The organism is Desulfovibrio sp., assembly GCF_019422935.1.
Taxonomy (GTDB): domain Bacteria; phylum Desulfobacterota; class Desulfovibrionia; order Desulfovibrionales; family Desulfovibrionaceae; genus Desulfovibrio.
Genome location: NZ_JAHZCJ010000006.1, coordinates 114,222 through 140,073, shown reverse-complemented (window position 1 = coordinate 140,073; position 25,852 = coordinate 114,222). Strand labels below are relative to the sequence as shown.

Below are 25,852 nucleotides of genomic sequence, written 5' to 3'. Positions count from 1 at the left end.
GGGGCCGGGCCCACCCCCGCAAAGGGTGTGCGGCTAATGATATTCGCCATTAAGGAACTTGGTGGCATAGGATTGCACTGCTGCATCGTCCACCATGAGCATGTCCATCTGGCGGGTCATTATCAGGAGTCGTCCCAGTTGATCCAGGCGCGCGCACAGCTCATGCCTGGGGTATTTCTGGTAACGTGCCCGCAGTCTATCACCCGTTATCTCAACGGTAAAGCCCAGCTCTTTGAGGATCAGGGCTATGCACTGCACACGCCTTACGCGCTGGGCGTTGGCGGCAGCACCCCCGGCAAATTCAAAGCGGATGTAGTTCTTGCTCAGGGTTTCGCCGCACCAGCAGTCAAGAATGGCATAGTGGTAGCCCACGCGGGACGAAAAATTGAGATAGCGGTCAGAAACGATGGCATAGCTGCGCTGACCAAAGCGTGAACAGCCCTCCTCATTGCAGCCAATAGCGGTTTGCCCCATGACCGAAAGAAAACCGCGCATGTTTACAGGCCGTGGCCCACGTGCCTGCACCGCTGGATTGAGCATGCCGTCCAGCACGCACTTGAAAGGCACGCTCAGCACATCGTTGGGCGTCACCTGGCGGGATTCCGGATTACGCAGCCCGCCGCCCAGATCAATCACGTGCAGATCAAGAGGTACCGTGCAGACCAGCTTGCTGGCAACACCGGCGCAGTGGTCCGTAACCCTGTCGGATATCTGGAACATCTGGGAATAGCTCAATTCGTGCACATAGCGCATGATGTCGTGTAACGATGTGCAGTGGCGGGGTGTGAATGTATCCGCGCGCGGATCCACCAGATGCAGCGGCAGAATGTAGGGTGCAATGCGCCGTAACAGCACCAGAGCCGGGCTGCTGGGGCGGGCCTGGGGCTTCACCAGACGCAGGGCCAGCAGCTCCTGCACTTCGCCGTCAAAAATTCTGCCGGTGAGCGCATCAACGGTGACGATCTGCTCCTCGGCAAGAATACTGTTGGCGCCCGGCAGGTTCATGATGGTCGGCACGCCAAATTCGCGGCAAATGGAAGCCATGTGACCGGTAAGACTGCCAGTTTCAGCAATGATGGCCGAGGCGCGGCGCATGGCAGCCATGGCGTTGGGCGATGAATGGGCAAGCAGCATGACGGCCCCTTCGGGAAAGTGCGTCATGTCTTCCCCTTCGCCCACATGAATGACAGGGCCGCACCCCACGCCCCGCGCGGCGATATCGCCGCCCGAGAGCAGGGGGCGCAGATGCCGCAGGGCCGGGGCTGAATGTTCCTCAGAGGCGCTGTCCAGCCCCATGGGGCGGGTTTGCAGCAGAATAATCTGGTCGTCTTCGTCCACGGCCCATTCCATATCCTGCGGATACTGGTAGTGCCGCTCCAGCTCCATGACCATTTCAGCCAGTTTGCGCACCTGATCATCACTGAGGCAGGGAACATCGCGCAGGGGATCGGGAACGGATTCGAGCGTGCTTTCCACAAGGCCGGTTGTGGTGCGTACAAGGCGCAGCCGCACTGTTTTGTGGGCAATGGTGGCCATTGTGATCTTTTTTGTGGCGCGGGAAACCAGCCACTGGTCGGGGGTTCCCGAGCCGTCCACGACCATTTCTCCCAGACCCCACAGGCCGTTGATGACAGTGGCATTGGAGCGCAGGTCTACCGGATGGCGCGAAAAAGCCACGCCAGCGGCCTTGGCCCGCACCATTTCAACACAACACAGCCCCATGCCCGTGGCGTCCAGATCATAGCCGTGTTCGGCGCGGTAGGTCAGGGCGCGGGGCGAGAACAGGCTGGCAACCACCTTCTTGAAAGCGGACAGCAGATCCTGGCGGGTAACGCCGAGGATACTGCGGTACTGACCGGCAAAGGATTGCACCCCGTCCTCGGCAATGGCGCTTGAGCGCAGGGCCACAACCACATCCGCGTTCTTGCCGAAAGCCGTGTCCCATTCTGCAAACAGGGCTTGCTCAACCTCTGCCGGGATGGGGGCTTCCTGCACGAGCTGCTCAATATTCTGGGAAATTTCTGCAATCCGCGCGGGCTTTTCCGGGTCAACGGATTTCAGCAGTTGGAAGAGGTTTTTGAACAGGCCCGGCGTGCGCAGCAAAAAGTAGCTGCAAGCCCGGATAGTGATGGAAAATCCGCGCGGCACCGGCATATCAAGCATGTTGCGCAGTTCGCCGAGGTTGGCGTTTTTGCCGCCAACGCTGTAAGCCATGCTGGCGTCAACCTCAGAGAGGGGCAGGGTAAACTGCGGCACATCGCCGCGCGTGTGCTGATCCAGCTCGTGCTCAATGCGCGCCGCAATGGAATGTACGGCGCTGCCCAGTAATATGTCGCACTGGCCCGACATTTCGCTGAGGGTCGAGGCCATGCGCTCGCAGTGAAATATGGCCCGTCGGGCCTGCTTGCGCACTTCGCTGGTTTCCATGTGCTTGTCGCCGCGCAGGGTTGCGTCCAGCCCGGCCATTACCCCGGCCAGATCTGCATTGGCCTGGAGCAGTTCCTTGAACGAAACATAACGCTTGTTGAAGGCGTCCATGGCCGCCTCGCGACCAACCCGGGGAGCAATGCCAAACAGTTTTTTCAGCAGAGAGGCCATACGGATATCCTTGATCGCAGATTTTCGTCATGCCCTGAAACTGATGATGCTGAATGTCTGATGCGTAAATGTCGCTCGTTAGCGTCCCTGCCCGATTACAATATATCTCTGCGCAGGGCCGCGTCCGTCCTTGCGCACAAGCCCCAACTGCACAAGCAGTTGCAGGTCGTACTGGGCCGTGCGCATGGAAATGTTTTTCCCGGCAAGCGCCTGATATTCCTGCCTGCTGATGCTGCCCGAAGCGGCGATGGTCGGCCAGACCTCCATGACGCGCCGGTTGAGCTTGTCCGCAGAGTCCTTGCCGCGCAGCAGGGTATCCAGTTGTGCGGGGGCCTCGTTTTGCGGCTGAGGGGCAGATTCGCCCACAGGGGCCTGCACGGGAATATCCGCGGTAGCAGGGTTGATCAACTTGCCGGGCAGACCTTCTGCCGATGCAGGATCTTCGGCAGTGGGCGTTGCGCAAAATCCCTGCTCGCAAGGATCCTCCTGCGGTTTGCGCGATTCCTGCGCCGGAGCTGCCGCAGTTTCGCTCTGACCTGCCGGAATGGCGTCGCTTTGCGCCTGGGTAGCCGCGCCAAGCTGAATATCTTCTGCAAGTAGAATGCCACCTTCGCAGAATGTCAGGGCCCGCGTGAGGGTGTTTTTCAATTCGCGTACATTGCCGGGCCAGTCGTAGTCCATCAGCTTGGCCATTGCTCCTTTGCTGACCTGCGGCATGGCGGCGGTCATGGCAGTCAGAGCGCCAACGGGTTGTGCCGCACCCTCGGCTTTCAGCCTGGCCTTGGCCTTGAGAGCCTCTGAGAGAAAAAAGACCGCCAGCGAGGGAATATCCGACTTACGCTCCCGCAGCGGCGGCGTGTTGATGGTGATGACGGCCAGCCGGTAGTACAAATCTTCGCGGAACGAACCCTTCTGTGAATCATCTAAAAGGGAAGCATTGGTCGCCGCAATGATGCGCGTGTCAAAAGGCATGTCTTCATCGCTGCCAAGCGGCCTGATTCGCCTGGTGGAGAGCGCCCGCAGCAGGGCCTGCTGCACCTTGGGGGCAGCATTGCCTACTTCGTCCAGCATGAGGGTGCCGCCCTGCGCCGTCAGAAAAGCCCCTTTGCGCGGCGCGCGCGCCTCGGTGAATGCGCCTTTCACATGCCCGAAAAGCGTATCCATAAGCAGATTTTCATCCAGAGCGCCGCAATTGATGGTAATGAACGGCCCCGACGCCCGCGCGCTGAGCCTGTGGATGGCTTCGGAAACCAGCTCCTTGCCTGTGCCGGTTTCGCCCACAACCAGCACGTCGGCCATCACCTGCGATGCCTTGCGAACATTGTCGCACAAGGCAAGCATGGTGGGTGATGTGCCAATAAGGCTGTTGACGGGCAGGTCTTCGGGATGCGGTAGATCTTCCACTGGCTCGCGCTGCTGCTGGGCATCATCCTCTGCGGCTCGCAGGCGGCGGGCCTCCGCGGCAAAGCGCAAGCGTTCAAGCAGGGTGTTTATACCAGACTTGAGCCGTTCCAGTTCGCGCGGCAGTTGGGGCATATCTATATTGTTGTCATCCCCTTCGGCGTTGCAGCGTTCAAGTTCCGCAGTTACGGCATTGAGCGATCTGCCCGTCTGCCGTGCCAGCCACCAAAGGCTAAGGCCCAAAAGCAGCATGCCGCCAACAAAGGCCCCCACATAGATGCCCATGAGCTGCACGCCCGTGCGTGTGGTGGTAAAACTGGTGTCCAGTACCGCCAGACCGCCCAGTACGATTGTTGCCTGCGAAGCTGGGCTAAAGGTTACAGGCACGTAACTTACCCTCTCCACCCGCATCTGGCTGCTGCTCCACAGGGAGCTGTTTTCAGAAAGGGGAAGTTGGCCTGATTTGCCCTCCTGCACATCGGATACCATGTTCCAGTAATTGAGGTGCTCAGGGCCGGGCCGGAATGCGGTGTTGAATCCCGGCCTGCCAAAATCGCCGATAAAACCAGCGCGCACGGCATCCGTGCCCAAGCTGCGCTGGGCCAGACCAGCATCCGGCACCTCGGACTGAAAGAGCATCCAGCCATCGCGATCAAAAAAAAGTGTACGCACGCGCCCCTCATCGCCTGATGCGGCAATGGGGGCATTGGGGCCGGAGTATGTGGACAGGATATCCCGCAGCTCCCGCAGATCCAGCGAAAGCATCAGGTAGCCGGCAAACGTGCCTTCCGCATCATGAACCGGGGTGGAAAAACGCAGCACGTGCAGGTTGATATTCTGGTTGCTGCCCTTAACCGGCACCATGGAGTAGGTCACTTCCACGGGTTGAGCAACGCTGACGTGCCCGGTGCGGTGTTCAGAAGCAATGGAGTGGAAGGGGCCGGTGGGGCTGGCAAGAGCCTGCCGCATGGGAACATTGATGATATCTCCGCCCGTGTTGACAAGCAGATAGCGGTTGTCAGGAGCCAAACCCTCAAAAGCCAGTTCCCTGTAGCGCAAGCCGCCGGCCTTGGCGCGGAATTTGAGCCGGTTGGCCATGTCTTTTTGATCCATGGAGCCAGCAGCGAGAATAAGCAGCTGATTGCGCGTTTCTTCAAGGGCCTGTTCCAGCGCAAGGCTCATTGCCTGTGACTGAAGCTGTGCATTGCGCGCAATTGCGCGATCAAGAATGGCCTCGATGCTGCTGCCTGTAGCAGTAAAAATAATCAGCAGTACGAGCGCCAGCAGGGGCAAGCCTAGCATCAGCATGCGGCTTGCAAGGCTGCGATTCATAAAGAACGCCGTGAACTCCAGTGAGCTGCCCTGGGGAAGTGTTCTGTGTAAGCGCATGGTGATTCCCTGTTTTGTGCAAAAAAGCGCAATCTTGGGGCTGAGTATAAAAAACATTGCCCTTCGTGACAAGAATTTTCGCGCAAAAATAGAAAAAAAGGCGCAATTACAGGCAATAATTATGCAATGGCACAGCCTTTGCTAATACTTTCACATTCGAGGCAACGAGGCGGTGCCTGCCCCGACGGGAGTCATCGCAAAATGGGTAAGATGTGGTTGAAGTGGAGATGTCACATTTTGATGTGGAGGAAGTTATGAAAAGGATGCAGAGGCTCTGGACATGGCTTACAGGTTGCGCGCTGCTGGTTGCGGCATTGCCCGGCGCGGCCCTGGCTGCTGGCGGCGGCAAGGTTGCCAACGTTGTGGTGGTTGCCGATACGCGCAAGCTTGACGGTATACTGTACTGGTGGGCTGAAATGTATAATGAAAGCCACTTCTTTTTTGCCATTCTGACTATGGCCATCATCCCGGTCACAGGTTGCATATTGGGTTGGCTGGCGGATGTCGTCATGACGCACATCGGCATTGACCTCAGGCACCGCGAATTGTCCGAAAAGTAGTCGGAAGGAGGCAAGTTATGGAATGGTTGTATATTTTGATGCCCATTTCCGGCGTGTTCATTTTCTGGCCGGGCCTTGTCATTCTTGGTTTGGGCGTTGGCATTATCGGCGGCTTCTTCGGCATGGGCGGCGCCTGGATGGTTACCCCCGGCCTGAACATTCTTGGTTTCCCCATGGCCTTTGCCATTGGTACCGACGTGGCGCAGATGGCGGGTAAATCGCTTATCTCGACCATGCGGCACGGCAAGTTCGGCAACGTTGACTACGGTTTGGGCCTGACCATGCTGGTTGGTACCATCGTGGGCGTGGAAGTTGGCGCGCAGATGGTCATGTGGCTGGAACGTCTGGGTTCCGTCGACAAGGTCGTGCGCTGGTTGTACGTTGTCCTGCTGGTGTTGCTGGCATGGCTTGTATTTCACGATATCGCCGCCCGCCGCAGGAAGGAACGCGAAGCCAAGGCCCAGAACAGGGAACTTGACCACGGTGCCACCGGCGTTGACTGGGCCTCCCGCCTGCACGCCATCAAGATTCCGCCCGTGTTCCACTTCAAGCAGGCCAACATCACCTGCTCCGCATGGCTGCCCATCTTCGTCAGTTTCTTCACCGGCTGGCTGGCTGGTATCCTCGGCATCGGCGGCGGTCTTATCCGCATGCCCGCCCTGGTGTATCTTGTCGGCTGCCCCACCCATCTGGCGGTGGGTACGGACCTCTTTGAAGTCGCCATCTCCGGCCTCTACGGCACGGCTTCGTACGCATACAAGGGCCGCGTGGAACTGCTTGCCGCTCTCATCATGCTGTGCGGTGCGGCCATCGGCGCGCAGATCGGCGTTGTCGCCACCAAGTATGTAAAGGGCTACGGCATCCGCTTCGTGTTTGGCCTGGCCGTTATCGGCTGCCTCATCTCGGTTGTGTGCAAGCTGGTTGAAGCTGAATTCCCGGCATGGGGCTGGCTGCTTGGCCCGGCTGCTACAGTCGACGTACTTGGTTTCGTGTCGGCTATCTCCCTTTACATAACCGTCAAGATGGTACAGGGCGCCAAGGCGGAAATTGCCGCCAAGAAGAACCAGCCCGCGGCCAACTAGAAGGAGACCCGCCATGAAGATTCGTAACCTGATGCTTATGCTGGCGATGGCCTTCTCTGTTGCACTGCTCACCGGCTGCAACTTTGACGGAGGCGTGGAACAGGGACGCTGTGTGGCCTTTGATCCCGCAGCCAATACCCTCACCATCGTGGTGGACGTGACGCACGATCAGTTTAACCCGCACTACAGCGGCGGCACGCATACCTTCAAGCTGCCTGTGGAATCCAAAGACATGGGCCCGAGTCCCAGTGTGGGCGGCCGCCTGATGATCGACCTAGCCAAGAACACCGTGCTTATCTATGACCAGAAGACCAACAGCGTGCGCGAACTGGCCGTGCAGTTCACCGATGTGGAAAAGAACGTCGGCTCCGACCATCCCAAGGTCAAGGGCAAGACCTTCCCCATTATCGACAAGGATCAGCAGACCGTCACCGTGTACTCTGGCCGTCAGAAGTCTTTGATTACCTTTAAGATTCCTGCTGAAGCCCAGGATTACCCGGCCTATGTGTGGACCGCAGGCGACGAAATGCGCATTGCCTACCGCAATGCCGACAAGGCCCAGGCCATGCGTATCATGAACGTGTCCAAGACCAACATCTTCAAGAAGTAAACCCCCAGGGTGCCTACCCCCACCCTGCGCGCCGGAGCGGTTCGCCCCGCTCCGGCGCACCTCGGGTGGACAAACACACTCAGGAGAGCATCAATGAACAGTTACCGTCAGACCCTCTATTCCAGCATAATCCGGGTTGCGGCCAACGCAGTCATGGTTGGCGCGATCTTTGTGGGCATGTATCAGTCGGCCCACAGTTCTGGGGCCTCGGAACTGGTGTTCTGCGCATGGTTTTTTGGCATCACGGTGCCTACGTGGGCAGGGGCCTTCTGGCTCACCAAAAAGGTGCGTCAGGTATATCCCGCCGAGTTTCAGAGCCTTGTGGAACTGCCGCGCCTCGGGCAGCGGCTCGTAAGCTGGCACGTGGCCGAAGCGTCCATGTGCCCTGTCATTGATCGCCGATAAACGGGAGCAGCAGCATGTCGTGTGTCATGACCATACCACAGGCGGGCAGGAAGGAACCTATGGGGGAATTCATCAAGAGTCAGGGTTGGCAAAACTGCCTCCAGACCCGTGCCCGGCAGCGGTACTGGGGCGCTCTGTGCGCCCTGTTGCTGGGTTTTGCCCTGCTGGGAATGCTTGACGGCCTGCAAGGACTCGCAAGGTCTGGCGCGGATGTGATCGAATTGCTGCCCGGCGGCAGCGTGTCCATATCCGGGCCGCTGACCATCAAAAATCCCGTCAACAGCGACCTCAAGGCGCAATTTATCCCGGAAAATCCGGCCCTTTTTTATGATCTGGAAGGATTCTTTGCGGGCTACTGGTTTGGCAACGGCATGTGGCGAGGCAGTGTGCGCGCCGATGCCGTGGCGGAACCCGGCAGTTACGGCCTGAAGGTTTCCTTCAGGGGTGCGGCTGCCAGCACCACGCAGCACTATACTGTTATTGTGCATGCCGATGAAACCGCCATGCGGGCGGCGTCTACTTCGTACTTGCGGCGCGTTACCGGCTATAACCCCTTTGTGCTGGCTGCGGGATGCTGTGGTCTGGCCCTGTTGGGCGGGGTTGTGGTGTTCAGGCTTGGCAGCAAGTACATACGCCAACTGACAACCCTTGGCTGCGGAGAAATCGTGCGCGTGGAACAGAATGCTGACACTACCGCGCAAGCGCAATCCGGCCACATCTGGTGCCTGCTGTATGGTCTGCGCGCGCCAGCAAAGGGAACGCCCTGCGCCGTTTATGATGCGCAAGGCATGCCCCTTGGCACTGCCCGCGCCGAAGAAGCAAAGAACGGCACGCTTGAACTGAATTTTGACTCAATCACAAGCCCGGCGGCAGAAGCCGGTGCGACCAATACCGCCGTTCGTCCTGGCTGTCTTGTCCAATTGCGGCCTCCAAGGCCGCTCTCTCCTCCGGTCACAGACAGATAAGGTCGTTCGGTCTCCTGCGGCATGCACTTGGCGCGTCACCTGTGCATGCCGCTTTTTTTTTGTCCCCCGCATTCATCCCGCCTTGCCGCTCTTGCCGCCTGCTTTGCCATAAGCTATGCTTATTGTGTTGCATATGCCCCCTGAGGGCTTAAACCAAGGCGGAATTTTCATGTCTCAACTTTGCCCCTGCGGCAGCGGCCAGTCTCTGGACCAATGCTGCGGCCCCCATATTGAAGGCGCGTCCTGGCCCCAGAACGCAGAAAGCCTCATGCGTTCGCGGTATTCGGCCTATGTGCTTGGCCGCCATCAGTGGCTTGTGGAAACCACGCATCCTGACTACCGGGAAAATGTGGACGCCGACAAGCTGGCCGAGCAGACCAGGGATATCACTTGGCTGCGTCTTGATATTGCCGCGACCGAAAATGATGTTCCCGCCGGAGAACACGGCGAACTTTTTGATGTCGTTGAATTTTATGCCTATTACGAGCTGGAAGGGATCCCCCGCCAGTTGGGCGAGCGCAGCTTTTTTCAGCGCAAGGACGACAAGATTTATTATGTGGACGGCGTGGCCCTGCGGCCTGACGCCTACCGCAGGCAGGAACCCAAGGTGGGGCGTAATGATCCTTGCCCATGCGGCAGCGGCAAAAAATACAAAAAATGCTGCGGGGCTTCCAAATCCTGATGACCACGGACGCAGAACGCGCAAAAAATTCCGGCAGGGGCAAGAATGGTTCTCTGACAGCCATCCGGCAGTTTTGTCTGGAGTGTCAGGGTGCGTCTGCCAAGGCGGTTCGCGCCTGCGCGGATGAAGAGTGTCCCCTTTGGGCCTGGCGGCTTGCCACACTGGCGGGCGAGGAATGCCCCGCCCCGGCGGAAGAAGCCGCGCGTCAGGCCTTGCGGGCCATTCGCAGGCAGTGCATGGGCTGTGCTGGCGACAGGGTAGAGGTGCGCGCCTGTGCGGCGCGCGATGCCTGTGCCCTGTGGCACTGCCGGTTTGGCGTGCGTCCGCAGACATACAAGGCCGTGCGGCGGCGTTTTTTTGCTCCCAAACCCTTGCGACTTTTGTAATGCGCCGCCAGGAACGCGGCGCAACACCACAGGAGGTATCCATGCCTCATTTGCTCGAATGGTCGAGAGCGTATGCTCATCGCCTTGACGCTGATTCTGCTGCGGCCCTGAAGGTTCGCGCGCCGGAAGTAGCCCAGAGGCTTCAGCGCGAGCTGGCATCCGGCGAGCTGCCCTTTATTTCCATGCCCTTCCGCGCCAAGCTGGAAGTGGAAATGGCCCCGCTGATTCCCCGCATCAAGGCCTACAAGCATATGCTGGTGCTGGGCATCGGCGGCTCTGCCCTTGGGGCTCGGGCCATGCAGCAGGCCTTTGCGCCGGGGCAGGACGGCCCCGCTCATCGCGGCCCGTGGCTATGGATTGCGGACAATGTCTGTGCGGAGCGCTTTGAAGCCCTGCTCGGCAAGCTCAATCCCGCGGAAACCGTGGTGGTGTGCATCAGCAAGTCTGGCGGCACCATTGAGACCATCTCGCAGTATTTTCTTGTGCGCGACTGGCTTAAGGCCAGCATGGGCGAGGGCTGGCAGGATCAGATGATCGTTGTCACCGATGAGCGCAAGGGCTACCTGCGTGAAGAAGCCAACCACTATGGGCTGACCGCCCTTGAAGTGCCGGATTATCTTGGCGGCCGCTATTCGGCCCTTTCTGCTGTGGGGCTTTTGCCCGCGGCCTTTCTGGGCATAGACTGGCAGGCCCTGCTGGACGGTGCAGCCGATGTTGCCCGCCCCCTGCTGCAAAATCCGGAGCAGGTGGCCGAGCATCCTTCGTTTGCCCTGGCTTGTTGGGCCAAGGCATTGGAAGATAAGGGCTACAGCCAGCTGATATTTTTCAGCTACATCCCGCAATGGGCCGCCTACGGCGACTGGTTTGCCCAGCTTTGGGCCGAAAGCCTGGGCAAGGACGGGCAGGGCAGCCAGCCTGTGCCAGCCACGGGGGTGACGGATCAGCATTCCATCAACCAGATGTTTTTGAGCGGCCCACGCAACAAGGGGTGCATTTTCCTGACCAGCCGCGATCAGGCGCAGGGACCCAATTTCGGCATGGATGTGCCGGATCAGTGGGCCTGGCTGCGGGCCAAGCCCTTTGGCAGCCTGCTTGAAGCCGAGGCCCTTGGAACCCGCATGGCCCTGTGCCAGAGCGGCGTGCCCCTGCTGCATGTGGAAATGCACAACAACGGCCCCCGCGCCGCTGGTTCGCTCATGTTGCTGCTTGAGGCGGCCACCCTGTTTACGGGCTGGCTCATGGGCATCAATCCGCTGGATCAACCCGCAGTGGAGCTGGGCAAACGCCTTGCCAACGCCCGGCTTGGGGCTGGGGGTTACGCGCAGGAAGAAGCCGATCTGGCCGAATACCTTGCCGTACCCAGAATGGAACAGAAGTTTTAAGCAAGTGAACGGTGCGGGCCGGTTGCCAAGGGCAAAAAAACGGTGTTCCGCGCTGGTTGCAACCCTTTGCCTGTGTGCCGAAATGTGCTTCAGGAATGGCGGTGGCCGTCAGGCGGCGGCTTTCGATATGCCTGGGGTTTTTATAACCTGTCGCGTAGCGGCGGCTTTGCGGCGGGGCGCAGCGGTCGTTTTCCCTGCGCCCCGGCGGTGCTGGCAGAAGTGCCGCGCCGCCCGGAGCCGCCGCGCGCGCAAAGGCATTGTCATGTTCAGAAAAAAGCAGCGTAACGAAGCCTGCATCCGCCAGTGCGAGGATGCCTGCGCCCAGGCCGTAGACACGGATAGCGCGTTGCCAAGTTACGCCCGCACATTATCCTGGCTCTCGCTGGTGGTCATTTTGCTGACCAGTCTGGGGCTTTCTTTCTTTATTTCCAACTCTGCGCGCGAGACTCTGCTCACACGGCAGGAGAACTTTGCCCAGCAGCTTGTGGAAAACCTCAACAGCCAGATATTCCGCCGGTTCGCCTTGCCCACCTTGCTGGGCTACGGGCGTATCGCCCTGCGCCAGCCGGAGCAGTATGACAGGCTGGATCAGGTGGTGAAGTCCGTCATTCACGGTTTGCCGGTCGAGCGGCTGCGTATTTATGATTTTTCGCGTCTGGTGGCGTATTCCACCAAGAAGGAAGATCTGGGCCGCGCCGGTTTATCCCCGCCATATCTGGACGACATCCTGGAAGGCGGCGCGCCGAGGTCGGAAATCATCTCGACCATGCCGGGCTGGCAGGCTCCCTTCCGCGTGCCGTTGCAGGAAGGCTCGTTTGTGCTGCGCATTCTCTATCCCCTGCGCGGCGAACCCCTGCACCCAGGGGAGGAAGCGCCCATCATGGGCGCGTTGGAGCTTACGCAGGACATTACGGGCGACTATGAGCAGGTGCTCACGTTTCAGGGCATCATTGTTGTTATGTGCCTGCTTTCTTCTGTGATCATGTTTGGCCTGCTGCTCATGCTGATCCATAGGTCGGAGCGGGTGCTGGCGGCGCGCATGTACAAGAACCGGGTTCTTGAAAACCAGTTGCACAGCAATGAACGGCTGGTGAGCATGGGCAGGGTGGTGGCCAGTATCGCACACGAAATTCGCAATCCGCTGGGTATCATTCGTTCCAGCGCCGAGCTGCTGCAACGCCGTACCGACAAGGCCGACGCCAGTACGCGCCGCATTCTTGGGGCGATTTATGACGAGGCTGTTCGCCTTTCGCAGACAGTCAACGACTTTCTGGACTACGCCCGTCCCCGTCAGCCCAAGCAGGACGTTGTGGACGTGAATGTGGTGCTGGATCAGGTTCTGGCCTTTCTTGAAGGCGAGATGGGGCGCTGCGGCGTGGCGCTTGAACGGCAGTGCGAGAGTGGACTTTTTACACCCGGCGACAAGGATTTGCTGTACCGGGCTTTTTACAATATTCTTGTGAACGGCCAGCAGGCGATGGATGGGCCGGGCGTTGTGCGCATAAATGGGCGTATTGACGACAACGGCCACGTTTGCATTGAATTTCTTGATTCTGGCCCCGGTTTTGACCCCGCTACGCTACCCAACCTGCTGGATCCCTTCTTTACTACCAAGGACGGCGGCACAGGGCTTGGTTTGCCCATTGTGCAGTCGATCATCTCAAGCCACGGCGGTGTCATCAAGCTTGAAAACGGCCCCGAGGGCGGGGCGCTGGTAAGGGTTTTGCTGCCCAAAGCCCAAACTGGCGCATAGGATACATAATGAGCGAAAAAGCGCATCTTCTGATCATTGACGACGAAAAAAACTATCTGCTGGTGTTGCAAACCCTGCTTGAAGACGAGGGCTATGCCGTCACGGCCATCAGCGACCCCGAAACCGCACTGGCATTTCTGGACGAAAGCGAAGTGGACGTTATTGTGACCGACATGAAAATGCCCAAGGTCACAGGGCGAGAAGTGCTTGAGCGGGTTAAAAAGAACTGGCCGTACATTCCTGTGCTTATCATGACGGCCTTCGGCTCCATTGAAAGCGCTGTTGAGGTCATGCGCTACGGCGCATTTGACTACATCACCAAACCTTTTTCCAATGACGAACTGCTGCTTTCCATCCACAATGCCGTGGAACTTTCGCGGGCGCACCGCCAGTACCGGTTGTTGCAGGAAGTCATGGAAGACCGCTACGGCGTCCACAAGATTGTGGGCCGCAGCAGGGCAATACGGGACGTTTTGCTGATGGTTGAGCGCGCTGCGCCCAGCCGCTCCACTGTGCTCATCACCGGTGAGTCCGGCACGGGCAAGGAGTTGGTGGCCCGCGCCATCCACTATACCAGCCCCCGCAAAGACAAGCCCTTTGTGTCGGTGAACTGCATGGCCCTGAACCCCGGCGTGCTCGAAAGCGAGCTTTTCGGGCATGAAAAGGGATCGTTCACCGGTGCTGTCGCCATGCGGCGCGGGCGTTTTGAGCAGGCTGACAGCGGAACGCTGTTCCTGGATGAAATTGCGGAACTCACGCCTGACCTTCAGGTCAAACTGCTGCGCGTCTTGCAGGAACGGCGCTTTGAACGTGTGGGCGGCGGCGAGGAAATTGAGGTGGATATTCGCGTGGTGGCTGCCACCAACAAGGATCTTGCCGCGCTGGTGGAGAAGGGGGCATTCCGCGATGACCTCTATTACCGCCTTAACGTTGTGCAGGTTCCCCTGCCCCCCCTGCGCGAACGCAGGGAAGACATTCCCCTGCTTGTGGCGCACTTTGTGGAAAAGGTCTGCACAGACAATTCCATGCCGCCCAAAACCTTCAGCACGGAAGCGCTGAACTACCTCACGGGTTACGAGTGGCCGGGCAACATCCGTCAGCTTGAAAACGTGGTGGAAAGCTGCCTTGTGCTGGTGCCGGGCAATGTCATTGACGTGGATAATCTGCCCGCAGAGATTCGCGATGAAGAATCGCAGTTCAAAAGCGCGGTGGATTTGTTGCCTGTACAGCTTGATCTGGCTGATACGCTTGAAAAGATTGAGGCCGCACTTATCCGTCGTGCCCTGGTGCGGGCTGAGCTTGTGCAGGTCAAGGCGGCAGAATATCTTGGAATTTCAAAAAGCCTGCTGCAATACAAGCTCAAAAAATATGGCATCACCGGCCATTGATTAGTTTTTGGGGCAGGGCAGGGAGCAAGCGTTTTTGCCTGCTTTGCCTTGGTAATTACAGCCAAAACACAGTTTTCGCAGACATGCTGTTTGTGTTTCAGCCCCTCCATCGATATGGAAAACAGGGCGTCCTGGCTTCGGCTGAGGGTGCCCTGTTTATTTTTTTTCATGTCTTGCTGAGTAAAAATCTATTTAAATACCGCACTGGTATGTTGGGATAAACTGGCCGAATAGGCCAGACCAGTTGCAAATTTGCGTCAGAGGTCTTTACAGAAATGATATTTTTTTATAGGTTGAGCAACCAGTCAATAGACTGAAAGATTTTGAAATACAAAGGCTCACAGCAGGTAATTGCCCACAGGTATATTGCGTGGTATCACTTCTTAAAATGCTGTATTATCGACAGAACGAGTGATCAAACAGGGCGTGGTTTTTCCTGAATGTTTTTTCTGTCGTGCCAGTATTTGCGCGGCGCTGGATTTTGGCCCCGTAGACAGCTGGCAAAAAAAGGGCCGCGCTGCATGCGCGACCCCTTGAATAGTGAACAGCCAACGGCCAGAAGTTTTACCCCCGGCGCTTGGCGAGACGCTTTCTGAGGTTTTCCGCCACATCGGCAGGATTCATGTGGACGCGGGCAATGCCGCTTTCCATGGCGGCCTTGGCTGTGGCGGCTGCCACCAGAGGAGCCACGTCCGGATTCAGGGTCGAAGGAATGATCATGCTGGGGCTGAGCTCTTCAGGTTTGACGAGTTCGGCAAGGGCCGTGGCGGCAGCGATCTTCATGGCATCGTTAATGTCGGTGGCGCGTACGTCAATGGCGCCCCGGAAGATGCCGGGGAAGGCCAGCACGTTGTTGATCTGGTTGGGGCAGTCGGAGCGGCCCGTTGCCACTACTTTTGCGCCGCCGTCAAAGGCGCGCTGCAGGGGCCAAATTTCGGGGATGGGGTTTGCCTGGGCAAAAACAATGGGATCCTTGGCCATGCTGCGGATCATGTCTTCGTTCAGGGAATTGGGTGCGGAAACGCCAATGAAAACGTCAGCGCCCTTGATGGCCTCGGCCAGGCCGCCCTTGACCTTGTTGGGATTGGTGTGCTTGGCGATTTCATCCTTGTAAGGGTTCATGCCTTCGGGACGGCCCTGCCAGATAGCGCCCTTGGAATCGCACATGATGACGTTTTTGAGGCCCACGGCCATGAGCAGCTTGATGATGGCAATACCCGCAGCGCCAGCGCCGCTGGTGACAACGGTCACTTCATCAAGTTTTTTGCCAACAATTTTCAGAGCGTTGATAAGGCCAGCCAGGGTAACAACAGCGGTGCCGTGCTGGTCGTCATGGAAAATGGGGCCTTTGAAGATGCCGTTCTTTTTAAGGGTGTCTTCAATGACAAAGCACTCAGGAGCCTTGATGTCTTCAAGGTTCACGCCGCCAAAGGTCGGGGCCATGAGTTCAACCAGCTCCACGATCTTGCCGGTGTCCTTGGTGTCCACGCAGATGGGGAAGGCATCCACATCGCCAAAGGTTTTGAACAGCAGGGATTTGCCTTCCATAACGGGCATGGCCGCGGCTGCGCCGATACTTCCAAGGCCGAGCACGGCAGTGCCGTTGGAAACAACGCAGACAAAGTTGGAGTGGTTTGTATAAACATCAAGCATTGCGGGATCTTTATGAATTTCCATGCAAGGCTCGGCAACGCCGGGCGAGTAGGCCAGGGTGAGGTCGTCGTTATCGCGCACAGGGGCTTTGACCCGAACCTCAATTTTCCCCTGATATTCCTTGTGCATGGCCAGGGCTTCTTCCCGCAGGTTCTTGATACGTGACATCACTTGCTCCTTCATCTGTTTGTCTGCCGTGACAGTGTAAAAAATGCGCATGGCGGCGCTGGGCAGCCTCAGTTGAACATGCTCGCAAAAAAGTTTTTGGGCCAGCAACAATGTGGCATTGCGGGCAATCGCCGGAAGTAACCGGTCAGCCGCAGCATTTTGTGTCGGCCTTCTTGTATAAGTATACAGAAATTCATGGGGTAAGGAAATATCTTATGAAAATTTTATAAGGTTTATGGGCTTACTGCTTTTTTGACGCATACAACTTCTTGTTTTTTCAAAAAGATGCGACGTACCGCAGACCTCAAGGAGAAACGAATTTCGTCATGAACACCGAAAATTCGAAAAATATGGATGGCGAGGCACAGGCCGGAAGAAAACGCAGTATCCAGCGTCCCAGAGTGCACACTGAAGTGCTGAGCTGTCTGCTGGATGATATTCAGAGCGGCGTTTATCAGGTTGGGCAAAAACTGCCCTCCGAGCGCGAATTGATGGACGAGTTCGGCGTGGGCCGACCTGCGGTGCGCGAGGCACTTTCCGGCCTGGCGCGTATGGGCCTTATTGAGGTTTCGCCCGGCATGCGCGCCCGCGTGTGCCGCCTGACGCTCAAGCCCCTGCTGCGCGAGATGAGGGCCACACTGGAAATTTACTCCAGCTCGCCTGACGGCTGGCGGCAACTGCACGATCTGCGGCTCTTTTTTGAAACCGCCGTGGTGCGTCGCATGGCCCTTGAGATAACCGATGAGCAGCTGACCCACCTGGACGAGCAGCTGCAAAATCAGCGCAGATTGCTGGACTCATCGGAAATACGGGCTTTTGCTGAAGCGGATATTGATTTCCACCGCTATCTTGTGGAATGCATGGGCAACAATTTTCTCGGGCTTTTGGCCGAAGGCTTTGCCGGATGGCTGATCACGCCTCTATATGCCTCCTTGCAGGTTCGCAAGCAGAGTGAGCGTTCATACCGCGCCCACGTTGGCGTGTACGAAGCGCTTAAAAAGCGTGATCCAGACCTGGCGGAAAAGGCCATGCGCGCTCACCTGGACGAAATGCGCGGCATTTATCAGGTGGATGTGATGGTAGATGAGGACGAAACGTCGAAAGATCAGAATTAGCAGGGCTTCTGCCCGCATCAGTATATCCGGAATTGCCGCTGTGTCCTCTGGGGGCGGCGGCAATTTTTTTGGCGGGGCTGATGGCTGGCGCAAGCTCGCAAGGACGCAAAAAACCGCAACGGGTTACCGTTGCGGTTTTTTGTGGGCCGGACACCCGGCAACGTCTGTTGCCGCTGCTTCCTTTCGGACCTGACGGGGTTGGCAGTGCTGCCGCCGTCCGGCTTGGCAAGACACTTACCCGCAAAGAGGGTCGGCTGTCAATGGCTGCGCTGGCATTTAGCCTGCTCGGTACTGTCGCACAGCAGGGCCGTGGCGTTGCTCATGATGGTTTCCATCTCCGCATCCTTGAGGCTGGCAAGGCGTTGCAGGCGCAGGCGTTCTTCCACAGGGTCGTACAGCGGCCAATCTGTGCCAAAGAGAATACGTTCTCGCGGAAAAGCCCCAAGGAGCTTTTGGGCAAGCAGCGGCGTAGCAAAGGGCGTTGTGCTTGAGGTGTCAAACCAGAGGTTTTCAAACCTGTTGCCGGCAAGTGCCTCAAGCGCATGCGCCCACATGCGGTAGCCGCCAAAATGCGCCGCAATCACCCGCATGCCGGGGAACTGGCGCAGAATGGCCGCCAGTTTGTAAGGGCAGGAGGGATTTTTGGCGGGCGTTGTTCTGTCACCTATGTGGATTTCGAACACAAAGTCTTTTTGCGCAGCTTCAAAAATGGGCAGGAGGCGAGGGTCGTCCAGCCAGAAACTCTGAAAATCCGGGTGCAGCTTGATGCCGCGAATGCCGGCGGCCTTGATGCGCTTAAGCTCCGCTTCCCAGTTTTCATAGCCCGGATGCACTGTACCAAAGGCGATGACCCTGTCCGCATGCTCCTTTTGCAATGTGATGGCGTAGTTGTTTGCAGGAATAACCTGAGCCGGTGCTGTGGCTGCGCACAAAACCACGCACTTTTCCATCTCGGCCTTACGTTCGCGCTCCAGCAGGTGGGCGATGGTGCCATCGCCCGCGCAGTTGACGCTATAAAAATCATTCAGGTGATCCACTGCCTTGTGCGCTATCTTGGGATGAAAGGCGTGGGTGTGTATGTCGATGTACATGATTGGCGCTTATTTTACCCCATTCACCACATTGACGGGGGTGCCTGCCTGCCAGCGCCGGATGTTCTCCGCCATGAGGTCAATGATGTTTTGCCGTGCACGTGTGGTGGCCCAGGCAATGTGCGGCGTAATCAGCGTATTGGGCGCTGTAAACAGGGGGTTGTCGTCATGCGGAGGTTCCTGCGCAAGCACGTCAGTGCCAAGACCCCGCAGATGCCCGGATTTCAGGGCTTCTGCCGCGGCGGCTTCATCCACCAGCGGCCCACGCGAGGTATTCAGCAGAATAGCCCCCTTGCGCATGGACGAAAGCGTTTTGGCATTGATGATATTGCGTGTTTCCTTGGTCAGCGGGCAGTGCAGGGAAACCACGTCCGATGCGCAAAGCAGGTGCTCAAGCGTGGCAAAGGCAAAGGGGCCGTAGGACGGCGGATCCTTGGGGGTACGGCAGTAGGCGAGCACGCTCATGCCAAAGGCGTGGGCCAGTTCACCCATGCGGCGGCCTATGGAGCCAAAACCAATGAGGCCCATGGTCAGACCTTCCAGGCACAGAGGCGGGATCTTCCAGTAGCACCAGCTCTTGGATTTGAGCCAGTCGCCGTTTTTGACGCTTTCGGAATGCAGGCTGGTATGGCGGCACAGTTCAAGCAAGAGCGCCATTGCATGCTGGGCCACGTCGCTCACGCCGTAAGCAACCACGTTGCATACAGGGATATTGCGGGCGGCCAGCGCATCAACGTCTACAATATTATAGCCGGTGGCAAGAACGCCAACCATACGGACGTTGTTGTCCAGTTGTTCAAGATTTGCGCCAGTCAACGGGGTTTTGTTGACCAGCACCACGTCTGCCCCTCGGGTGCGCTCTGCAACCGCTTCAGTGGGAGTGGTTTCATAAATGGACACATCGCCAAGGGATGCGATCGGGGCCCAATCCACATCGCCGGGATTGAGCACAGCGCCGTCAAGAATGGCTATTTTCATGCAGGTAACCTCTGTTGCCTGCACTGTATCCTGTGATGCCGCTGCCCGCAAGTTCAAGGCGCAAAGTCATATATCTGTAACAGTTGGGTGCTTTTCTTGCTGCGCTGACAGGTCGTTGCGACGGTAAATTGCACTGGTCGCGCACGAAAGAACGGCACTGCTTGCACGGAATACTTCTGTGTAGTGCAGAACGAGGGTGTGCAGGCTACGCAGGCCATTCCCCTCCACGTGCTGGTGCAGATCGCGTGCAAGGTTGTGTCGGGTAAAAAACCTTAGGAGCCGTGTATAGGGCAAAAAAAAGAGCCGCCCTGAGGCGGCTCTTTCAGTACTAATCTTAAAAAGACTAGTGGGCGATCACGCGGAAGTCGTCGCGGCGGTTCTTGGACCACGAAGCTTCGTTGTTACCCTGCACGGCGGGGTTTTCCTTGCCGTAGCTGATCATTTCCAGCTGGCTGGGATTCACGCCAAGCGTAACCAAGTATTCGTAGGAAGCGCGGGCGCGGCGTTCGCCGAGGGCGAGGTTGTATTCCTGGGTGCCGCGTTCGTCGCAGTTGCCTTCGATGCGCACGCGGATAGAGGAGTACTTCTTCAGCAGATCGGCCTTGGTCTTCAGCATTTCTTTGTATTCGGGCTTGATGTCGAATTTGTCGAAAGCGAAGTAGACGCGGGCGTCAGTGATCTGCTGGATGGCCGCACGCATTTCGGGGGTCAGGCCATCGTCATAGCCGGGTTCGCTGGTGGTTTTCTTTGCGCAACCGAAGCCGGCGGCAAGGGCCATAACCAGAGCGAGAATAAGAGCATAGCGTTTCATTGTGTGTCCTCCTGAACAGCTCATTCTCCAAAAAAATTGATACCTTTCCTTTCTGCACACGCGAGGCCGTTTCGTCCTCGCATAACAGATGGTATCTGGCCCGCAATTTTTGTCAAGGCGTGGAAGGGGGTTTCGACGCACTTTCGTAAAATATTTTTTACCCATCTCGTCCCGTGAGGGCCGTAAAATCGAGTAAAAATGCGGGTAAGAGGCCTATCTGTTAATTTCTAGCTATTTTTGCTGACCGGGCATGCCCCAGCGCGGGAAGTACACGGAACCACCGCCGGTGGGTACCTGCTTCGCATCACCGCCGTGGCGGGTGGTCAGGTAGATGCCGTGACCGCTGCGCGTGGACGAGAACGCAATAAAGTAACTGTCGGCGCAGAAAGCGGGCTGTTCATCGCTGCCGGGGCCGAAAGTAACCTGACGTTCCATGCCGGTAAGCATATCTTGCACAAAAATACGGTGACCATAGTCGGTCATGCGGCTGTATACCACCAGGGTTCCGTCAGGCGACAGATTGGCCTCGGTGTTGTACGTGCCGTTTTTGCTCACGCGCGTGACCGATCCGCTGCTCAGATCCTTGAGGAAAATCTGCGGGCCGCCCAGACGTGAAGAGGTAAATGCCATCTTGGTGCCCGTGCTGTCAAATGTGGGCGAAACATTGATGGAGTCGTTCTGCTCAAGTACGCGTTCTTTCTGGAAAACGTGGTTCAGCTGGAAGATAACAGGGTACTTGCCGTTGGAAAGCGCCACGGCAACCTTGTTGTCGGGCATAAAGGCAGGGCCGATAACCACGTTGCCAGGGAAGCGGATACGCTGCACTTTGCCGCTGGAGCGATCCCACACGCCGAGGGCATGGGATTTTTCGTCAATGTGGGTAAAGACCACAAAGCGGCCGTCAGGCGACCACGCGGGCGACATGGATTCGCCGGGCATGTTGGTGATCTGCCGCAGGTCGCGCCCGGTGGGCTTGACCAGCCACACGTTGGCGCTCATCTTGCCCGTCTTTTTTACAAAGGCAAGCGTGGAGCGGAAGAAGGCGCCATTGCCCGTAAGGGCTTCAAGCAGGTCGGCGCAGAAGCGGTCGGCCACTTCAGGCAGGTCTTTGGAAGTAACCTTGGGGTACTCCTTGCCGAAAAGACGCCCGCCAGTGTTGGTTTCAAACGCGCGGATCTGCACGGGGCGGGTGCCGCTGTCGCCCTCGGGCCAGTAGGTGGTTACTACAATGTCCGACCCGGCAAGCTGGAAACGCTTGAAATCGAGGGACGGCGGCTCATACCCGGGCAGAACAACGCCGCCAAGCACTGCTCTGGGATCGGTAAGACGCATAAAGGGCAAAAAGCTCAGGTTTTCCTGCACGATTTTTTGCAGGTCGGTGCCCATGCTGTTCGCTTCAGCAGAGGGGCCCTTGATGGGGGCCGCCAGGGCAAGGTTAACAATGTTTTGCCCCGGACCGTAAATGTCCACGCGCATGGCGGCCTGCGCCCCGCTTCCGAGAGCCAGCCAGAACCCCAGGGTCAGGAGAAGAAGCTGTTTTTTCATGGCGTCAGTATTCCTTGTTCAAGCAGCACGCCTCAGCGGCGCACCAGTGTAAGGGTGATGTCCAGCGTTCCCCCAAGTTCGGCGGGCGGAGGGGGTAAGCTGCCTGCTCGGCGTATGCCTCGCTGCACATATTTGTCAAGAAGCTTGTCGCCCGTGGGCGATATTACCTTGAAATCTGTGATTTCTCCTTGAGGGGAAATCGTAAGTCGCAGGCGTGTCTGGTATTCTCCCGGCTCTGTTTCGGCAGGGATCAGGATGGCGTCGCGTATCTGCCGCGTCGCGTCACGCCGATATTTTACACGATCAACGCCCGATGCGCCAGATGCCGTCGTGCCAGACGTTGTCGCGCCAGACGCTGGAGTTCCGGAGGCGGCAACCGTAGCGCGACCAGATGTGGCGGCTACATCAGTTTTTGCCGGGGGCTGCGCTTTAGGCTGAGCCTGCACCTGAGCCTGTGCTGGCGCGGCAGCCGATGCGGCCTCCACGTCCGGATCGCCGTATGTGGGCAGATTGTCCACCTGTCGGGCCGGATTTTCCTTTGCCGCAGGAGCGGCCGATTCGGCGGCGGTGGGGCTGCTCCTGCCAATAAGCTGCGTGGCTGGTGCGCTGTCGGCCTGAGCCGTGGCCGGAGCTTTTGAGCCCTTTTTCTTGCTTTCAGCATTCGCCTTGGGGGCTGGTGCCGGGGCCACCGGCGCGGGCCTTACTTCCGGCGCGTTCTTGCCGCTGGCCTTGGCAATGGCTTCGGCTCTTTCACGGGCGCGGTCTTCTGCGGCTTCGGCTCTTGTGTCGCCAAGCGCGGCTTCGGCCTTGTTTCTGGCCTTGACCTCGGCCCGCAGCGCTTCCTCAGAACTCAGGGTTTCCGGCTTGGGCTTGCCCTTGGGGGTACCGTTCCAGAATGTCAGGTGCACGTCCATGGGCGCGCCGTAAGGCGGTGTTCCAAAAGAACCAATTTGCTGCACTGCGCCGCATACCGAACTGTCAAAAGCTTCCAGTCCCGAAGATTTGACGGGCTTGCAGTCTTCAACCTGCCCACGCCCGTTGACCGTGACCTTGAGGCGCACCCTGAAGTCGCTTTTAAGCGCCGGGGGCGGAGCCCATATTTCAATAATCTTGTCCAGCATGTTCCCGGCATAGGTGCTTTGATCCGCACTGGCGGCAGAAGCTGCAAAAGCCCCGACCGCCGTGACGTAAAAAAACGTCACGGCGATGAGGCTTGAGCATATGCAAAGACTGCTGAGGTTCGTGCGCGGTTGGGAAGGCATATATCCTCCTGAATGCGCGCGTTACCAATTGCGCGTTTAGGTGGCCGCCTTAGCGGCCCATGAGTTCGTCAAGCGTAAACACAAGGTCAAGGTCGCCGTAGTCCGCTGAAGGCGGGGGAGGAAACTGACCGCTGTTGGCAGTGCGCACAATGGCGCTCGCTGCGGAAGCGTCAAACTGCGCATTGCCCGAACTGTGCGTTACTACGGGATTCTGCAACAGCTTGCCCTGCGCGTCTACCTTGACGTTGATGATGCAGCGCAGGTTCAGGCGGCTGGCCGAGGTAAAGCCCCAGTTGGGCCGTACCGCCAGCATGACCTGCCCCATGTACACATCGCCAAGACCACCGCCGCCGGGGCCGGCACCTTCGCCGCCACCGCCGCCCCTGTTGCCGCCTGCACGGCGCTGGGCCTGGGCGAGAGCCTGCTCCACGGCATTGCCCCTGTCACCGGAATCAGCCCGCGAGCTGGCTTTGCGCGCCTGTTGCAAGGCTGCTGCCACAGGATCAACGTTGGACTTGGCGTCCTTGGATTCCTTGGCGTCCTTCTTGGCGTCCGCCTTGGGAGGCTCCGGCTTTTTCTGATCCTTGGGAGCTTCTTTCTGCGGTTCTTCCTTGGGCTTGGGCTTGTCTTCTTTTTTCTGCGCGATGGGTTTGGCTTCTTCCTTGGGTTCCGGCTTGGGCTGCGGTTTCGGCTCGGGCTTGGGCTCGGGCTTTTTCACAGCCGCTGCATCCTGCTTGGGCTGCGGCGGAACAGGTTTGGGCTCTTTGACTTCAACGCGCTCGGGCGCGGCCACTTCCGCCTTGGGGGCGGGCGGCGTAGGCGCAAGGGGGCCATCGCCGGGCTGCCCCATATGCCCGAGAATGGGCGAGGGGGTACGGTTGCCGCCTGTGGCGCCCTCAACCAGACTGATCATGACTGGAGGCGTGTCCAGCTTGATGGGCGGGCTGCTGGGCCAGAACCATATCAGCAAAAATATGGCTGCGTGCAGGCAGAATGAAAGAACGTATGAGGCCAGGCGCATAGAGCAATCCTATTTTCGGGCGCGTGCGGGCTTGCCGCCCCTGGGCGATGCATCATCGGGCTGTTCGGCGATAACGCCGAGCTTTTCGATGCCCACGGCCTTGATGTGACCCATGACTTCCACAACGGTGCCGTAAGGCACTGCCTTGTCGGCCTGCAGAAAGAGCGTCTTGTTCTTTTCCTTGACCAGACGCTGCAAGTACCCCTCAAGGTCTTCCATGGTGTCCACGGGGTACTCGTCAAGGTACATCTTGCCGTCATTGCGCACGGTCAACACCATGTGGTCGGCCTCGGTGGAAAGCACTTCCACCTGCTTGGTCTGCGGCAGATCCACGTCCAGCCCCTGACTCATCATGGGGGTCGCCACCATGAAGATGATCAGCAGCACCAACATGACGTCCACAAAGGGCGTGACGTTGATGTCCGAAACAAACTTGTTGCCGCCGCCAACACTAGCGCCCATGCTACATCTCCGTTGCGCCCGTGCGCTGCACGGGGCGGTGGGCGTTGATTTCGCGCTGGACGCGGTTGAGGAACACGCCGGCAAAGTTCACCAGCAGCGTATCAACCTGCGAAAGCTTGCCCATGAAGATATTGAAGCCGATGGTGGCCGGAACAGCCACTGCCAGGCCGATGGCCGTAGCAACCAGAGCTTCCGAAATACCGGGGGCAACGGTGGCCAGAGAGGCCGACTTGAGCATGCCGATGGAGTGGAAGGAGCTCATGATGCCCCAGACCGTGCCAAACAGGCCGATAAAGGGGGCCGTGTTGGCGCAGGTGGCCAGAATAGACAGCGAGCTTTGCAGCCGTGCCAGTTCCGTGCCCACACCCTGACGCAGCGCGCGGCGAACGTTGTCGACCACCACTTCACTGCTGTTGCCAAGTTCTTTGGAGCGGTTGAATTCAAGAACGCCCTGATGGGCGATGTAGTACAGCGGGGAAGTTGGGTCGGAGCCCAAGGACTGCACGGCTTCGCGCAGATTGGCCGCCTTCTCGAACTTTTCCGTGCCGCTGAGAGCTTTTTTGTTAGCTGCGCTCAGGCCGATGAATTTCTGGATCATCAGCCCCCAGCTCGCAATGGACATCATGACCAGAAACGCCAGCACCGCCTTGGCCACCAGGCTTGCCTGGGCGATCATCGAAAAAAAACTGAATTCCATGAGGTTCTCCATATCTGCGCAACAACTGTGGTCTGTTTCAGTGCGCCGCAAAAAATGCCAGCACGGCAGACGCAAAGATGCGCCAACCGTCACGGCGGAGCTGCGGAATCCCGCAAGGACTCTGCTGCGCAGCATGCTACGACTGCGGTAAACTTTCAAGAAATTTTTTAGAATCCCCTTGCGGCTCCTCGCGGACAGGGAATTTCGGGTTTTACTGCAAGCTTGTTTGACGGGGTTTGAAACAGATACGGCAATTTATGTGAAATTCAATTTTGCATGTAAGTCTGATTATTGTTGAAATTCGCTTTATTTGTTGTATATTAAGGCGTAGGAATTACGCTTTGTAGTTTTTTATTCTATAAACAGTGCAGGTGAAAATAGTTATTATTCAGTGTGTACTAAATAAAAATATCTTTGGAAGAATGTCTGTTTGGCAGTTTTGCGTAAA

The 25,852-nt window shown here is 58.0% G+C and carries 22 protein-coding genes and 1 other RNA gene; 11 read left to right on the top strand and 12 right to left on the bottom strand.

Features of this window, described 5'->3' with window-relative positions; translation table 11 throughout:
- Positions 1-33: 33 nt before the first annotated feature.
- On the bottom strand, positions 34-2,598 hold the full coding sequence (locus tag QZ383_RS09440; protein WP_291444925.1) for a PEP/pyruvate-binding domain-containing protein: 2,565 nt from the start codon (positions 2,596-2,598) through the stop codon (positions 34-36).
- A gap of 78 nt (positions 2,599-2,676) precedes the next feature.
- The gene (locus QZ383_RS09435; protein ID WP_291444923.1) at positions 2,677-5,331 is read right to left on the bottom strand and encodes a sigma 54-interacting transcriptional regulator; all 2,655 of its coding nucleotides are present in this window, start codon (positions 5,329-5,331) and stop codon (positions 2,677-2,679) included.
- Positions 5,332-5,642: 311 nt separating this feature from the next.
- On the opposite strand from QZ383_RS09435, the gene QZ383_RS09430 reads away from it, so the two are divergent.
- From QZ383_RS09430 to QZ383_RS09385, 10 genes are all read left to right on the top strand, one after another.
- Positions 5,643-5,948: a DVU0150 family protein gene (locus QZ383_RS09430; protein ID WP_291444921.1), complete on the top strand. Its 306-nt coding sequence runs from the start codon at positions 5,643-5,645 to the stop codon at positions 5,946-5,948.
- 17 nt (positions 5,949-5,965) lie between these two features.
- Positions 5,966-7,030 carry a sulfite exporter TauE/SafE family protein gene (locus tag QZ383_RS09425; protein WP_291444919.1) on the top strand — a complete coding sequence of 355 codons (1,065 nt, stop codon included), beginning with the start codon at positions 5,966-5,968 and terminating at the stop codon, positions 7,028-7,030.
- Positions 7,031-7,043: 13 nt separating this feature from the next.
- Positions 7,044-7,640: a DUF4881 domain-containing protein gene (locus QZ383_RS09420; protein WP_291444917.1), complete on the top strand. Its 597-nt coding sequence runs from the start codon at positions 7,044-7,046 to the stop codon at positions 7,638-7,640.
- 93 nt (positions 7,641-7,733) lie between these two features.
- Positions 7,734-8,045, top strand: a complete 312-nt coding sequence (locus tag QZ383_RS09415) for a hypothetical protein (RefSeq protein ID WP_291444916.1) — start codon at positions 7,734-7,736, stop codon at positions 8,043-8,045.
- A 59-nt stretch (positions 8,046-8,104) separates the two neighbouring features.
- Positions 8,105-9,010: a hypothetical protein gene (locus QZ383_RS09410; protein ID WP_291444915.1), complete on the top strand. Its 906-nt coding sequence runs from the start codon at positions 8,105-8,107 to the stop codon at positions 9,008-9,010.
- Between the two features lie 169 nt (positions 9,011-9,179).
- Positions 9,180-9,692 carry a YchJ family protein gene (locus QZ383_RS09405; RefSeq protein ID WP_022658268.1) on the top strand — a complete coding sequence of 171 codons (513 nt, stop codon included), beginning with the start codon at positions 9,180-9,182 and terminating at the stop codon, positions 9,690-9,692.
- Positions 9,692-10,078, top strand: a complete 387-nt coding sequence (locus QZ383_RS09400) for a hypothetical protein (protein WP_233483120.1) — start codon at positions 9,692-9,694, stop codon at positions 10,076-10,078. The genes QZ383_RS09405 and QZ383_RS09400 overlap by 1 nt, the downstream gene beginning before the upstream one ends.
- Before the next feature lie 41 nt (positions 10,079-10,119).
- Positions 10,120-11,460: a glucose-6-phosphate isomerase gene (locus QZ383_RS09395; RefSeq protein ID WP_291444912.1), complete on the top strand. Its 1,341-nt coding sequence runs from the start codon at positions 10,120-10,122 to the stop codon at positions 11,458-11,460.
- Between the two features lie 262 nt (positions 11,461-11,722).
- Positions 11,723-13,213 carry an ATP-binding protein gene (locus QZ383_RS09390; RefSeq protein ID WP_291444910.1) on the top strand — a complete coding sequence of 497 codons (1,491 nt, stop codon included), beginning with the start codon at positions 11,723-11,725 and terminating at the stop codon, positions 13,211-13,213.
- An 8-nt stretch (positions 13,214-13,221) separates the two neighbouring features.
- Complete coding sequence (locus tag QZ383_RS09385) at positions 13,222-14,601, top strand: sigma-54 dependent transcriptional regulator (RefSeq protein WP_192112861.1); 1,380 nt, start codon at positions 13,222-13,224, stop codon at positions 14,599-14,601.
- 564 nt (positions 14,602-15,165) lie between these two features.
- Here the strand turns inward: QZ383_RS09385 and QZ383_RS09380 are convergent.
- The gene (locus tag QZ383_RS09380) at positions 15,166-16,413 is read right to left on the bottom strand and encodes a malic enzyme-like NAD(P)-binding protein (RefSeq protein ID WP_365861648.1); all 1,248 of its coding nucleotides are present in this window, start codon (positions 16,411-16,413) and stop codon (positions 15,166-15,168) included.
- Positions 16,414-16,748: 335 nt separating this feature from the next.
- Here QZ383_RS09380 and QZ383_RS09375 point away from each other — a divergent pair, with 335 nt between their 5' ends.
- On the top strand, positions 16,749-17,537 hold the full coding sequence (locus tag QZ383_RS09375; protein WP_291444906.1) for an FCD domain-containing protein: 789 nt from the start codon (positions 16,749-16,751) through the stop codon (positions 17,535-17,537).
- A gap of 139 nt (positions 17,538-17,676) precedes the next feature.
- Here the strand turns inward: QZ383_RS09375 and ffs are convergent.
- The 9 genes from ffs to tolQ form a co-directional block, all read right to left on the bottom strand.
- An RNA gene (gene ffs / locus QZ383_RS09370) (signal recognition particle sRNA small type) lies at positions 17,677-17,762 on the bottom strand.
- 32 nt (positions 17,763-17,794) lie between these two features.
- Entirely contained in the window at positions 17,795-18,628 is an 834-nt protein-coding gene (locus QZ383_RS09365) for an amidohydrolase family protein (protein WP_291444904.1), read from the bottom strand.
- Positions 18,629-18,637: 9 nt separating this feature from the next.
- Positions 18,638-19,606 carry a D-2-hydroxyacid dehydrogenase gene (locus QZ383_RS09360; RefSeq protein ID WP_291444903.1) on the bottom strand — a complete coding sequence of 323 codons (969 nt, stop codon included), beginning with the start codon at positions 19,604-19,606 and terminating at the stop codon, positions 18,638-18,640.
- A gap of 343 nt (positions 19,607-19,949) precedes the next feature.
- Entirely contained in the window at positions 19,950-20,417 is a 468-nt protein-coding gene (gene pal / locus QZ383_RS09355; RefSeq protein ID WP_192112865.1) for a peptidoglycan-associated lipoprotein Pal, read from the bottom strand.
- A 231-nt stretch (positions 20,418-20,648) separates the two neighbouring features.
- A complete protein-coding gene (locus tag QZ383_RS09350; RefSeq protein ID WP_240825117.1) occupies positions 20,649-21,962 on the bottom strand; it encodes a translocation protein TolB in 1,314 nt (437 codons plus the stop codon).
- 32 nt (positions 21,963-21,994) lie between these two features.
- Positions 21,995-23,224 (bottom strand): TonB family protein, encoded by a 1,230-nt coding sequence (locus QZ383_RS09345; protein WP_291444902.1) that lies wholly within the window; start codon positions 23,222-23,224, stop codon positions 21,995-21,997.
- A 49-nt stretch (positions 23,225-23,273) separates the two neighbouring features.
- A complete protein-coding gene (gene tolA, locus QZ383_RS09340) occupies positions 23,274-24,245 on the bottom strand; it encodes a cell envelope integrity protein TolA (RefSeq protein WP_240825115.1) in 972 nt (323 codons plus the stop codon).
- A 9-nt stretch (positions 24,246-24,254) separates the two neighbouring features.
- Positions 24,255-24,707 (bottom strand): ExbD/TolR family protein, encoded by a 453-nt coding sequence (locus QZ383_RS09335; RefSeq protein ID WP_291444901.1) that lies wholly within the window; start codon positions 24,705-24,707, stop codon positions 24,255-24,257.
- A gap of 1 nt (position 24,708) precedes the next feature.
- Positions 24,709-25,404 (bottom strand): protein TolQ, encoded by a 696-nt coding sequence (gene tolQ / locus QZ383_RS09330; protein WP_022658282.1) that lies wholly within the window; start codon positions 25,402-25,404, stop codon positions 24,709-24,711.
- Positions 25,405-25,852 lie beyond the last annotated feature (448 nt).